The 13,128-nt window shown below is 71.2% G+C and carries 10 protein-coding genes; 4 read left to right on the forward strand and 6 right to left on the reverse strand.

Going from position 1 to position 13,128, the window contains the following annotated elements; translation table 11 throughout:
* Position 1: 1 nt before the first annotated feature.
* The 4 genes from ACZ7M3_RS18145 to rsmH all read right to left on the reverse strand — a co-directional run bounded on the left by ACZ7M3_RS18145 (position 2) and on the right by rsmH (position 5,331).
* A complete protein-coding gene (locus tag ACZ7M3_RS18145; protein WP_472064386.1) occupies positions 2-1,657 on the reverse strand; it encodes a UDP-N-acetylmuramoyl-L-alanyl-D-glutamate--2,6-diaminopimelate ligase in 1,656 nt (551 codons plus the stop codon).
* A gap of 92 nt (positions 1,658-1,749) precedes the next feature.
* Entirely contained in the window at positions 1,750-3,702 is a 1,953-nt protein-coding gene (locus tag ACZ7M3_RS18150; RefSeq protein ID WP_472064388.1) for a peptidoglycan D,D-transpeptidase FtsI family protein, read from the reverse strand.
* Between the two features lie 5 nt (positions 3,703-3,707).
* On the reverse strand, positions 3,708-4,307 hold the full coding sequence (ftsL, locus tag ACZ7M3_RS18155; protein WP_472064390.1) for a cell division protein FtsL: 600 nt from the start codon (positions 4,305-4,307) through the stop codon (positions 3,708-3,710).
* A gap of 22 nt (positions 4,308-4,329) precedes the next feature.
* Positions 4,330-5,331, reverse strand: a complete 1,002-nt coding sequence (rsmH, locus tag ACZ7M3_RS18160; RefSeq protein ID WP_352046595.1) for a 16S rRNA (cytosine(1402)-N(4))-methyltransferase RsmH — start codon at positions 5,329-5,331, stop codon at positions 4,330-4,332.
* 443 nt (positions 5,332-5,774) lie between these two features.
* On the opposite strand from rsmH, the gene ACZ7M3_RS18165 reads away from it, so the two are divergent.
* The 4 genes from ACZ7M3_RS18165 (at position 5,775) to ACZ7M3_RS18180 (ending at position 11,371) form a co-directional block, all read left to right on the forward strand.
* Positions 5,775-6,323 carry a beta-class carbonic anhydrase gene (locus tag ACZ7M3_RS18165; protein WP_351312904.1) on the forward strand — a complete coding sequence of 183 codons (549 nt, stop codon included), beginning with the start codon at positions 5,775-5,777 and terminating at the stop codon, positions 6,321-6,323.
* A 265-nt stretch (positions 6,324-6,588) separates the two neighbouring features.
* Positions 6,589-7,626 carry an AAA family ATPase gene (locus ACZ7M3_RS18170; RefSeq protein ID WP_472064393.1) on the forward strand — a complete coding sequence of 346 codons (1,038 nt, stop codon included), beginning with the start codon at positions 6,589-6,591 and terminating at the stop codon, positions 7,624-7,626.
* Positions 7,626-8,987 (forward strand): DUF58 domain-containing protein, encoded by a 1,362-nt coding sequence (locus ACZ7M3_RS18175; protein WP_472064395.1) that lies wholly within the window; start codon positions 7,626-7,628, stop codon positions 8,985-8,987. Before ACZ7M3_RS18170 ends, ACZ7M3_RS18175 begins: the two co-directional genes overlap by 1 nt.
* Positions 8,984-11,371: a transglutaminase TgpA family protein gene (locus ACZ7M3_RS18180; protein ID WP_472064397.1), complete on the forward strand. Its 2,388-nt coding sequence runs from the start codon at positions 8,984-8,986 to the stop codon at positions 11,369-11,371. Before ACZ7M3_RS18175 ends, ACZ7M3_RS18180 begins: the two co-directional genes overlap by 4 nt.
* Positions 11,372-11,659: 288 nt before the next feature.
* Here ACZ7M3_RS18180 and ACZ7M3_RS18185 read toward each other — a convergent pair whose 3' ends face one another.
* On the reverse strand, positions 11,660-12,055 hold the full coding sequence (locus tag ACZ7M3_RS18185; RefSeq protein WP_472064399.1) for a DUF3040 domain-containing protein: 396 nt from the start codon (positions 12,053-12,055) through the stop codon (positions 11,660-11,662).
* A gap of 275 nt (positions 12,056-12,330) precedes the next feature.
* A complete protein-coding gene (locus ACZ7M3_RS18190; protein WP_097226186.1) occupies positions 12,331-13,101 on the reverse strand; it encodes a methyltransferase in 771 nt (256 codons plus the stop codon).
* Between the last annotated feature and the right edge of the window lie 27 nt (positions 13,102-13,128).

The raw sequence follows: 13,128 nt of genomic DNA on the forward strand, positions 1-13,128 counted from the left end.
TTCATCCCTGGGTCTTCTGGATAGCTTCGCGAAGCACCTGGCGGTCGTCGAAGGGACGCACCACCCCGGCGATGTCCTGGCCCTGCTCGTGGCCCTTGCCCGCGACCAGCACGGTGTCGCCGGGCCGCGCCCGGGCGACGGCGGCGGCGATGGCGGCGGCCCGGTCCTCGAAGACCTGGACCTCGCCACGCTCGTGCGCCGGCACCTCTGCGGCGCCCGCGAGCATCATCGCGAGGATCGCGAGGGGGTCCTCCGAGCGGGGATTGTCCGATGTCAGTACGGCGGTGTCGGCGAGCCGCGCCGCGGCGGCGCCCATCGGCATCCGCTTGGTCTTGTCACGGTCACCGCCGCAGCCGAGCACGATGTGCAGCCTGCCCTCGGTGACCTTGCGCAGCGCACGCAGGACGGATTCGACGGCGTCCGTCTTGTGGGCGTAGTCGACGACCGCGAGGTAGGGCTGGCCCGCGTCCACGCGCTCCAGGCGGCCCGGCACGCCCGGGACGGCGGCGATGCCGTCGGCGGCGGTCTGCGGGTCGATCCCGGCGACGGCGAGGGCGACGATCGCGGCGAGGGTGTTCGCCACGTTGAAGGGGCCCGCGAGCGGCGACTTGGCGGTGATCCGCTCGCCCTTGGGGCCGACCGCGACGAACGCCGAGTCCATCGGGCCGACCTCGACCTCCTCGGCGTGCCAGTCGGCGTCCGGGTGTCCTTCGGCGGAGAAGGTGACGACGGGGACGGTGGCCTCCTCGGCCAGCCTGCGCCCGTACTCGTCGTCGAGGTTGACGACGCCGAGTTTGCTGCGTTGCGGTGTGAACAGCTGCGCCTTGGCCCGGAAGTAGTCCTCCATGTCGGAGTGGAACTCCATGTGTTCCGGGCTGAGGTTGTTGAAGACGGCGATGTCGAAGACACAGCCGTCGACCCGCCCGAGGACCAGCGCGTGGCTGGAGACCTCCATCGCGACCGCGTCGACGCCGCGCTCGCGCATCACCGCGAACAGTGCCTGGAGGTCGGTTGCTTCGGGGGTGGTGCGCTCCGACTTGATGCGCTCCTCGCCGATGCGCATCTCCACGGTGCCGATCAGGCCGGTGGAGCGGAGCGTCTTCAGCCCGCCCTCGACGAGATAGGCCGTGGTGGTCTTGCCGGAGGTGCCGGTGATGCCGATCTGGAGCAGATCGCGTCCCGGGTGGCCGTAGATGGTGGCCGCGAGCTCTCCCATCAGGCCGCGCGGGTCGTCGACGACGAGGACCGGCAGCCCGGTGGCGGCGGCGCGCTCGGCGCCGGTCGGGTCGGTCAGCACGGCGACGGCGCCGAGACCGGCCGCCTGCGTCACGAAGTCGGCGCCGTGCAGGCGGGCGCCCGGCAGCGCGGCGTAGAGGTCTCCGGGGCGCACCGCGCGGGAGTCATGGGTGATGCCCGTGACTCCCGCATTCGACGCCGGGGCGGTGACACCCAGCTGATCGGCGAGCTCCGCGAGGGGTGTGGCGGGGTTCTCGACCGGTCGCGGCGGCCCCGGATATGTCACAGGAACGCCCTTCTGGGTGGTTTGGGACTGATCAGCGTGTGGCACGGCGGTGAGCGTACCGGGCGCACCCCCGCCGGAGCGAAGCGAGGGGCGTGGCGAGCCGTGGTTCCCGGAATCCGGGGTGATCGTTGTCACGAGCTGGTTCCTGGTCCGTTGTGCGTGCGGTCTTGTCCGGGTCCCGGCCGGCCTCTGATCAAGTCCTGATCAGGGGATATGGCCGGAATCGATCACGGCGTGAAGGTCACGGGCAGATTGGCGGCCCCCGCTCCGGTGGGCGGGACCTGGAGGGTCTTGAGCGCGAACTCCATGACCTGCTTGTAGATGGGTCCGCAGATCTGGCCGCCGAAGTAGCTGCCCTTGGTGGCGTTCTGGATCGCGCAGTAGACGGTGACCCGGGGCTTGTCGGCGGGGGCGAATCCGGCGAACGACGAGGTGTAGCCGTGGTACTTGCCGGTGGCCGGATCCACGCGGTTGGCCGTACCCGTCTTGCCCGCGACCCGGTAGCCGGGGATGCGCGCCTTGGCGCCGGTGCCCTGCTCGTCGTCCACGACCGACTCCAGCATCTGGGCGAGGGTCCCCGCCGTCTTCTCGCTCACGACCCTCGTCTTCTTGGGCTGGGCGGCCGGGGTGAACCGGCCGTCGGGCCCCTTCGTGCCGCGCACCAGCGTCGGCTCGACGCGTACACCGCCGTTGGCGATCGTCGAGTAGACGGAGGCAGCCTGCATCGCGTTGATCGACATGCCCTGGCCGAAAGGAATCGTGTACTGCTGGGAGGTCGACCACTTGTCGGCGGGCGCGAGGATGCCCTTCGTCTCGCCGGGGAAGCCGAGCCCGGTGTAGCTGCCGATGCCGAACTTGCGCAGATACGAATCGAGGACGTGGTTCGCCTCCTTCTGCGTCTTGCCGAGCTGGCCGGTCGCCAGGATGGTGCCGATGTTGCTGGACTTGGCGAGCACGCCGTTGAGCGTCAGGTTCCAGGTCGCGTGGTCGATGTCGTCCTGGAAGAGGCGGTCGCCGCGGTGCAGCCGGTTGGGCACGACCACGTGCGTCTCGGGTGTTGCGGCGTTCTCCTCCAGTACGGCCGCCATCGACATGACCTTGGCGGTGGAGCCGGGTTCGTACGCGTCCTGGAGGGCCGCGTTGCCCAGGGCCGCCGCGTTGGCCTGGGTGAGGTCGTTGGGGTCGAAGCCGGGCGAGTTCGCCATGGCGAGGATCTCACCGCTGCGGGCGTCCTGCACGATCACGTACCCGCGGTCCGCCTTGGACGCCTTCACCTGCTGGGTGATGGCGTTCTGCGCGGCCCACTGGATGTCGCGGTTGATGGTCAGCTCGACGTCGGAGCCCGCCACGGCGGGGGTCTCCGTCGCCCCCACGGTCGGCACCTGACGGCCGCCGGACTGGGCGTAGCGGATCTTGCCGTCCTTGCCGGCGAGTTCCTTGTTCAGCTTCTGCTCGACTCCGCCGCCGCCCTTGCCGTCGGCGTTGACCCAGCCCAGTATCCCGGCGGCGAGATCGCCGTTCGGATACACGCGCTTGCTGGCCGGGACCGCCACGACGCCCGCGAGGAAGTTGACGGTGCTCTTGTCGGTCTCCGCCTTGACCGCGAGCGTGCTCCTCAGGTCCTTGATCTGCTTCCAGACCTGAGGGGTCTGGCGGTGCGCGAGCAGGGTGTATCGGGTGTTCTTCGTACGGAGCTTCTTGGCGACGGTGTCCACCTCCTGGCCGAGGATCGGCGCGAGCAGTGCCGCGGCCTGCTCGGGCGCGTCCGTCACCTTCGTCGTGTCCTGCGTGAACATCGTGGGGTCGGCCGTGATGTCGTACGCGTCCACGCTCGTCGCGAGCTCCACGCCGTTGCGGTCCGTGATCCCGCCACGGGTGGCGGCCAGGGTGCGGCCGACATACCGGTTCTGCTCGGCCTTCGCGACGTAGGCGTTGGCGTCCACGGCCTGCACCTGGAGCAGGCGTACGACAAAGGCGATCATCACCAGTGTCAGGGCGAGGCTGACCATGCGCAGCCGGGGACGGGGGCTGCCCAGCCGCAGGACCTGTGGGCCGCCGGGCCGGGGCGCGCCCGGGCGGCGTGCGGGGCGGGCGCCGGGGCCCGGACGCCGCTGGCCCCCGGGGCGTACGGGCCTGGCGGGGCCGGGCACACGACGGCGCGGCGGTTCCCTGTCGGACACTTCCGTCACCTGCCGGGGGTCGAGGAGGGCTGCGCGGACGGGGTGGGGGCGGGGGTCTTCGGGGTCGGGATCCGCGGGGTCGAGGTCTGCGGAGCCGGGGTATGCGGAGCCGGGGTCTGCGGGGTGGCGACGCCTGGGGAGGGAACGGCGGCCGCCGGGGCGCTGGTGGCCGGGGCCGTGGTCTGCGTGAGGGCGAGGACCTCGGGCGGACGGACCACCGGGGTGCGCGCGGAGGACTGCTGGGCGGCCGTTCCGGGGACGCCCTTGACGCTGCCGTCCGGGTTGAGGAAGGCCGGGTCGCCGCCGGGCACCATGCCCAGCTCGCGGGCGCGGCGCTGGAGGGCGTCGGGCGCGGAGTAGGTGTCCACGTCCCGCTGCAGCGCCTGCTCCTCGTCGGTGAGGCTCTTGGTGTCCCTTTGCAGGTCGTCCAGGTGGAACGAGCCCTCACTCAGGGCGGAGTTCAGCACGAGGAGGCCGATCAGGCCGCCGCCGAGCAGGAGCACGACGAGCAGGACGAAGGGGGTGCGGGCGGCATGGCCCCCGCCGGCGGGGAGAAGCCGGGCGAGCCGGGCGGCCCGCCCCCTGAGTTCGGGTTTCCTACTCACTCGATCTCCCCCTCCTGGTGCCTCACTCGGCGTCCTCGCGGATGCGCTGGGCGCCGCGCAGTCGTGCGGGAGCCGCTCGCCGGTTCTCGGCGACCTCTTCCTCGGTGGGAAGTTCGGCACCGCGGGTGAGCAGCTTGAGCCGGGGCTGGTAGCGCTCGGGCACGACCGGCAGACCGGGCGGCGCGGTGGTGGCGGCACCGGCCGCGAACACCTGCTTGACCAGCCGGTCCTCCAGCGAGTGGTACGACAGAACGGCGATCCGGCCGCCGACGGCGAGCGCCTTCACGGCCGCGGGAATCGCCCGCTCCAGGACGCTGAGCTCCCCGTTGACCTCGATGCGCAGCGCCTGGAAGGTGCGCTTGGCGGGGTTGCCGCCGGTGCGCTTGGCGGCCTGCGGCAGGGAGTCGCGGATCAGCTCGACGAGCCGTGCGCTGTTGCTGAAGGGTTCCTTCTCGCGTTCGCGCACGACTGCGGAGACGATCCGCTTGGCCTGCTTCTCCTCGCCGTACGCGCGCAGGATCCGCACCAGTTCGCCCGGCGGGTAGGTGTTGAGCACCTCGGCCGCGCTGATGCCGGTCGTCTGGTCCATCCGCATGTCGAGCGGGGCGTCCTGGGCGTAGGCGAAGCCGCGGTCGGCCTCGTCGAGTTGCATGGAGGAGACGCCCAGGTCGAACAGGACGCCCTGGACGCGGGGGATGCCGAGGCGGTCGAGCACCTCGGGCAGTTCGTCGTAGACCGCGTGCACGAGGGTGGCACGGTCGCCGAAGGGGGCGAGCCGCTCTCCGGAGAGGCGCAGTGCCTCCTTGTCGCGGTCGAGGGCGACGAGACGGGCCTCGGGGAACCGGGTCAGCAGCGCCTCGCTGTGGCCGCCGAGTCCCAGGGTGCAGTCGACGACCACGGCGCCGGGCTCGGTGAGGGCCGGGGCCAACATGTCCAGGCACCGCTGGAGCATCACCGGGACGTGTCGACTCTGTCCCTCCCGTCGCCCACCACCACCCTTATCCGAATGCGCTTCGCGCCCCATTGAATCTGGGCCCTCTCAGGTCCGGCGCGGCCGTACGCACCGCCGGGTCCCCACCCGCTCGAGAAGGGGAGGCCTGCTGGCGCCGGGTGAGTGGCGTCAGCCGACCGGGAGCGGGAGGAGGCCGAGCCGTACGTACGCGCCGCGCACGCGGGGGGAGACGCCGGAAAAACGCCGGGTCTCCAGGGGAAAGCAGTCCAGCAGGGAGAGCCTCGCCTCCCGCTTCGCGTCACTTTAGTCCACGGTGTCTCGCGGTCAATCAACCGGCATGCGCGTCGCGGACCGCTCCTCCACGAACCCCCGATCGAAGCTGCGAATCAGCAAAAATCACCTATCCAGGTGATCTCTAAACACCCATGTGGGTTACCTCACAACAAGACACGATGACGTTCTTTGTCCCTTCTCACAGCAGGACTACTTCATACCTGACCAGTAACGTCATACCTATGACGACTTCTGCATCCGTACCCACAGAGCCCGAAGACGCCATAACCACGAGCGGCGGCGTGACCGACCGTCTCGTCGAGGCGAACCAGCAGTACGCCGGCGCGTTCACCGATCCCGGGATGGACGCACGCCCCGTGCTGCACGTCGCGGTGGTCGCATGCATGGACGCCCGGCTCGACCTGCACGCCGCGCTCGGCCTGGAGCTGGGTGACTGTCACACCATCCGCAACGCGGGCGGCGTCGTCACCGACGACGTGATCCGCTCCCTCACCATCAGCCAGCGGGCGCTCGGCACCCGCAGCGTCGTTCTCATCCACCACACCGGCTGCGGCCTGGAGTCCCTCACCGAGGACTTCCGGCACGACCTGGAGATGGAGGTCGGCCAGCGCCCCGCCTGGGCGGTCGAAGCCTTCCGGGACGTCGAACAGGACGTACGGCAGTCGATGCAGCGCGTGCGCACCTCACCGTTCCTCCTGCACACGAACGACGTGCGCGGCTTCGTCTTCGACGTGACGACGGGTCTGCTGCGCGAGATCGACCCCGCCTGAACACTCCCACCGGGCCCCTCGTAAAACTTCGTGGGGCCCTCGTGGGACCCTCACTTCACGAAAAAGCCCCGACTCACCGACGCCCGAAGAGTCGCAAGACCTGACATATCGCAGCCAGTTATCCACAGGCGAGTGACACGAACCGGTAACGGCAACAAGAATGCGGTTGTGGCGTCACGCGGAACTTCTCGCGCGTGGTGTCCGTGTTTCGGGGTGGGCCGGTCCGCACAGGGCGTCGGCCCGAGAACGGGCCGAGGAGGGCCGGGTGACGACCTATGACGATCGAGCGAGCCTTACAGATCTGACCGCCACTGTGGAGCGTGTCCGCAGTTCGGTGGAAGGAGTGATCGAAGGCAAGCCTGAGGTCGTACGGCTTTCGCTGACCGTGCTGCTCGCCGAGGGACATCTTCTGATCGAGGATGTCCCCGGCGTCGGCAAGACCATGCTGGCCAAGGCATTGGCACGGTCCATCGACTGCTCGGTGCGGCGAATCCAGTTCACGCCCGACCTGCTGCCCTCGGACATCACGGGTGTGTCCATCTGGGACCAGCAGCGCAGGGACTTCGAGTTCAAACCAGGTGCGATCTTCGCGCAGATCGTGATCGGCGACGAGATCAACCGCGCCTCCCCCAAGACGCAGTCCGCGCTCCTGGAGTCGATGGAGGAGCGCCAGGTCACCATCGACGGGCAGACCTACGAACTGCCCAGCCCCTTCATGGTGGTGGCCACGCAGAACCCGGTCGAGATGGAGGGCACCTACCCGCTGCCGGAAGCCCAGCGCGACCGCTTCATGGCCCGCGTCTCCATCGGCTACCCCAGCGCGGAGGCCGAGCTCCAGATGCTGGACGTCCACGGCGGGGTCTCCCCGCTGGACGACCTCCAGCCGGTGGCGCACGCGCACGAGATCGTGAAGCTGATCGACGCGGTCCGCACGGTCCACGTCGCGGAGACGGTCCGGCGGTACGCGGTGGATCTGGTCGCCGCCACGCGCACCCACCCCGACCTCAGACTCGGCGCCTCGCCGCGTGCCACGCTGCATCTGCTGCGCGCGGCGAAGGCCTCCGCGGCGCTCAGCGGCCGGGAGTACGCGCTGCCGGACGACATCCAGGCACTCGCCGTGGCGGTCCTGGCCCACCGTCTGCTCCCCACGGCCCAGGCGCAGTTGAACCGTCGCACGGCCGAGCAGGTCGTCCAGGAGATCCTTCAGCAGACCGCCGTTCCCGCGACACCCCAGCAGCAGCCGGGCTTCACGATGGGCCGCGGCGCGCCCGCGTACGGCCAGCAGCCGCCCCGGAGGCTGTGATGACGCCCGGGGGGACCGGTGACGCCGAGGAGGACAAGGGCGGGCTGCGCACCGCGCTCACCGGTCTCACCACCCGTGGACGCTCCTTCCTGGCCGCCGGCATCGCGGCCGCGATCTGCGCGTACGTCCTGGGGCAGAGCGATCTGCTCCGGGTCGGCCTGCTTCTCGCGGTCCTGCCGCTGGTCTGCGCGACCGTGCTGTACCGCACGCGCTACCGGGTCGCGGGCAGCCGCAGGCTCTCCCCCGGGCGGGTGCCGGCCGGTTCCGAGGCCCGCGTCCATCTGCGGATGGACAACGTCTCACGGCTGCCCACCGGCCTGCTGATGCTCCAGGACCGGGTGCCGTACGTGCTCGGCCCGCGACCCCGGTTCGTCCTGGACCGGGTGGAGGCGGGCGGGCGGCGCGAGGTGTCCTACCGGGTCCGCTCCGACCTGCGCGGCCGCTATCCGCTGGGTCCGCTGCAACTGCGTCTGACGGACCCGTTCGGGATGTGCGAACTGACCCGCTCCTTCTCGACGTACGACACCCTGACGGTCATCCCGCGCGTGGAACCGCTGCCACCGGTGCGGCTGACCGGTGAGGCGAAGGGGTACGGCGACGGGCGGCAGCGCTCGTTGGCGCTGGCCGGCGAGGACGACATCATCCCGCGCGGCTACCGCTACGGCGACGACCTGCGCCGGGTGCACTGGCGCCTGACCGCGCGCTACGGCGAACTGATGGTCCGTCGTGAGGAACAGCCGCAGCGCTCCCGCTGCACGGTGCTGCTGGACACCCGGGGCATCGCCTACGAGGGCGCCGGCCCGGACTCCGCCTTCGAGTGGGCGGTGTCGGGCACGGCGTCGACGCTGGTGCACATGCTCGAGCGGGGCTTCTCGGTGCGGCTGCTGACGGACGACGGCAACTCGGTGCCCGGCGAGGGCGCCGACGGCTTCGCGGGCGCGAGCCAGGAGTCGGCGGACGCGGCCGGACTGATGATGGACACGCTCGCGGTCATCGACCACTCGGACGGCGCCGGGCTCTCCCGGGCCTACGACGTCCTGCGTGGGGGCAACGAAGGGCTGCTGATCGCCTTTCTCGGCGACCTCGACGAGGAGCAGGCGACGGTGCTCGCCAAGATGCGCCAGCGCAGCGGCGGGGCCCTCGCCTTCCTGCTGGACAGCGAGACCTGGGTGCGGGAACCGACCGACGTCCCCGGCCCGTTGGACAGGAGCGAGGATCGACTGCGCATGCTGCGCGAGGCGGGCTGGACCGCCGTGACGGTGCCACGGGGGGCGGAACTCGCCGACCTGTGGCGGCAGGCGGACCGGCAGCGCACGGGTACCGCCTCGACGGGGAGTACGGCAGGGGGTGGACGATCATGAGCGGGCGGGCTCGGCTGACGTTGTATTCGGCGGCGGCCACACTGATGGCGGCGTGCGCGCTGCTGCCGCTGGTCAAGCCGGCGACATGGTTCCTCCAGGCGGTGTTCCTGCTGGCCCTGCAGTCCGGTGTGGGCGCGCTGACCCGGCGGGTTCCGCTGGCCCGGCCGCTGACGGTGGCGGCGCAGGCGCTGGTGACGCTGATGCTGCTGACGCTGGTCTTCGCCCAGCAGCAGGCGCTCCTCGGCTTCGTCCCGGGACCGGAGGCGTTCCGGCATCTCGGCGATCTGCTCCAGGCGGGCACGGACGACGTCGGGCGGTACGCGATTCCGGCGCCGCTGTCCGACGGCATCCGCCTGATGCTGATCGGCGGTGTCCTGGTGATCGGGCTCGCGGTGGACACGCTCGCGGTGACGTTCCGCAGCGCGGCCCCCGCCGGGCTCCCCCTGCTCGCCCTGTACTCGGTCGCAGCGGGACTGTCGGGCGGCGGCTGGGCCTGGCTGTGGTTCCTGCTCGCGGCCACGGGCTATCTGATGCTGCTCCTGGCGGAGGGCCGCGACCGGCTCTCCCAGTGGGGCCGGGTCTTCGGCGGCGCGCCCCGCTCACAGGGACTGGACGCCTCCTCGGACACGGTCGCACCGGTCCGCACGGGGAGGCGCATCGGCGTGGTCGCGCTGGGCGTCGCCCTGGCGGTGCCGCTCGCCCTGCCCGCCCTCGACGGCGGTCTGCTGGGCGGCGCGGGGGCAGGGGTCGGCTCGGGTTCCGGGGGCGGCACGATCTCCGCGGTGAACCCGCTGGTCTCGCTCCGCGACAGCCTGAACGTGGACGAGGACCGCCAGGTCATGTCCTACCGCACCAACACCGAAGACACCCAGGACATGTATCTGCGGATCGTGTCCCTGGACGACTTCGACGGCACGGCGTGGAAGCCGGCCCAGCGACACATCCAGGACGTGCCGGACACGTTCCCGACGCCGATCGGCCTCGGGGCCGATGTCCAGCGCAGCGAGATCCAGACCCGTATCTCGGCGGCCGACTGGTACGCGCAGGACTGGCTGCCCATGCCGTACCCGGTCAGCAAGGTGAACATCAGCGGCAGTTGGCGGTACGAGCCGGTCGGGCGCACGCTCGTCGGTGACCACGGTCAGAACACACGCGGCGTGCAGTACCAGGTGACGAGCCTGATCGTGCAGCCGACCGCGGAGCAGCTGGCGAACGCGCCGGAGCCGTCGAAGGCCCTGAAACGCGAGTTCACCAAGGTGCCCTCGTCGCTGCCCGCGGTGGTGGCCGACACGGCGCGCAAGGTCACCGCGGGCTCGTCGAACCACTACGAGCAGGCGGTCAAACTCCAGGACTACTTCGCGGTGAACGGCGGGTTCACCTACAACACCCAGGTGCAGGTGGGCAGCGGCTCGGCCGCGATCGCGCGCTTCCTGAAGGACAAGCAGGGCTTCTGCGTCCACTTCTCCTTCGCGATGGCCTCGATGGCCCGCACGCTGGGGATTCCGGCCCGGGTCGCGGTGGGCTTCACGCCCGGCTCCCCGCAGTCCGACGGTTCGATGTCGGTGGGGCTGCGGGACGCGCACGCCTGGCCCGAGCTGTACTTCGAAGGGGTGGGCTGGACCCGCTTCGAGCCGACCCCGAACCGGGGCTCGGTGCCGGAGTACACCCAGACGGACACGCCCGGGTCGGACTCGTCGGCGGTGCCGAAGCCGTCCACGTCGACGTCCGCGGCGCCGTCCACCGCTCCCTCGGCCAACGGCAACTGCCTGGCCGAGCAGAAGAAGCTGGAGGCGTGCCCGAGCCAGTCCGCGCTGGCCACGGTGGGCTCGAAGGACGACGGCACTCGGTGGCTCCGGGACCTGGGGTACACACTGGCCGGACTCCTGCTGCTGGTCGTACCGCTGCTGCCGATGCTGTGGCGGATGCGGCTCCGGTCCGTGCGGCTGGGTGCGCACGGCCGCGGTGCGGCGGACGCGCCCGCGTACACGCTGGCGACGTGGCTGGAGGTGACCGATACGGCGTGGGACTACGGAATCGTGCCGGACGAGTCCCAGACACCACGGAAGGCCGCGGCGCGGATCGTGCGACTCGGGCTCCTCGAAGCCGAGGCGTCGGAGGCGGTGCACCGGCTGGCCGCGGCGGTCGAGCAGGTGCTGTACGCCCCGCACCCCCGGCTGACGGCGGGGCTCGCGGAGGACGCCCGTCGTGTCACGGACGCCCTCGGCGCCCGGGCGAGCCGCACCGCCCGCCTGCGCGCCCTGCTCGCGCCCCGCTCAGCCGTCCGGGTGGCCTGGGCGGCGTCGGCCTACTGGACTGCTCTGTCGGCCCGGCTGGCGGCGCGCAGAGAGTCCCTGCTGCGACGTCCTTCGGGGCAGAACAGCTGACGTCGCGTTGAACCATGTGGCCCGTGTCCCCGGCCGGGACACGGGCCACATGTGGTGGGTGCCCGACCGGGACGGAGGCCGCCGGTGGCGACCCGCCGGTACCGGCCGACGTCCCACGGGCGAAGGTTCGGTTCTCGTCGGCGTCACGCATGCTCTTCACGCCGGCGCGGGCAGGACGCCCTGTCGGGATACGACTGAGGGGGTGTCCCCACCCGGCCCGGGTGGGGACACCCCCTCACGCGTTGTCTTCGACTGCGGGCGCCCGCAGGGCTACTGCCCCCGCGGGGGCTACTGACCCTGCTCGTCTCGGCGTCGCTGCCAGCGTTGTTCGATACGGTCCATCATGGAGCGGCGCTGTCGGCCCTGGTGGCGCGTGGTGGGTGCGCCGGGCGCGGCCGGCTGCTCACCCGGCTTGGGAGCCTTGCGCCAACCGGTGACGGCGAGCACCGCACAGCCCAGCATGACGAGAAAACCCACCACGCTGACCCAGATCTGCTTCGAGACCATTCCGGCCATGAGGAGCGCGATACCCACCAGAAAGCCCGCGACCGCCTGGTAGACCCGTCGCCGGGTGTACGTACGCAGCCCGCTTCCCTCAAGCGCTGTCGCGAACTTGGGATCTTCGGCGTACAGCGCTCGCTCCATCTGCTCGAGCATTCGCTGCTCGTGCTCCGAGAGCGGCACGGCGTCCTCCTCATCGTGCAGTCGCCGGGGCGACCGGGGGTCCCCTTCAGGATAGGCAGGGAATCGCCCCCGTGAAACCCGCCCCTCTGCGCCAATTCGCCAACCGGAACCCGCCATGGCACCCCGATTCACTGAGGCGTGCATTCCCCAGCAACCGGCCCGTCATGCCGGACGGTCTCCCTCGATCATACGGCGCCGAGCGCCCGATCGGGTGGCCTGTGGCGTACTCCATCTGCCGCCCCGCCCCTGATCAGGGGCGCAACATGAGAGGCGGCTCACCCCTCGTCGGCCTCCTGCGCCTCACCGAGCACATGAAGCTGCGTGGCCACGGAGTGGAACGCCGGGAGTTCGGCGGCCGCCGCCTCGAGCTTCAGGAGGGCCTCCACGGCACCCGGCTCGGTGTCCACGAGGACGCCGGGGACCAGGTCCGCGAAGACCCGTACGCCGTGCACGGCGCCGACGCGCAGACCCGCGCCCTCGACGAGCGCGGTGAGCTGGTCGGCGGTGAATCGGTGGGGCACGGGATCGCCCTCGCCCCAGCGTCCGTCCGGGTCGTCGAGCGCCTGCTTGGCCTCCTTGAAGTGGCCGGCGAGGGCACGGGCGAGCACGGCGCCGCCCAGGCCCGCCGCGAGGAGGCTGAGAACGCCCTCGGGGCGCAGCGCGTCCACCACGTTGCGCACGCCGTCGGCGGGGTCGTCCACGTACTCCAGGACCCCGTGGCACAGCACGACGTCGTAGCCACCGCGCTCGACGACGTCGAAGAGGCCGTGGGCGTCGCCCTGGACACCCTTGACACGGTCGGCGACCCCGGCCTCGGCGGCCCGGCGCTCCAGCGCGAACAGCGCGTTCGGGCTGGGGTCGACGACGGTGACACGGTGGCCGAGGCGGGCCACGGGCACCGCGAAGTTGCCGCTGCCGCCTCCGGTGTCGAGGACGTCCAGGGACTCCCGCCCGGTGGCCTTGACCCGGCGGTCGAGAGCGTCCTTGAGGACCTCCCAGACCACGGCGGTACGGAGAGAAGCGCGAGGGCGCGTCGGGTCCGGCACGGCAGTTGACTCCTCGGAGCGGCACCG

The sequence above is a fragment of the Streptomyces sp. NPDC111656 genome, assembly GCF_055656965.1.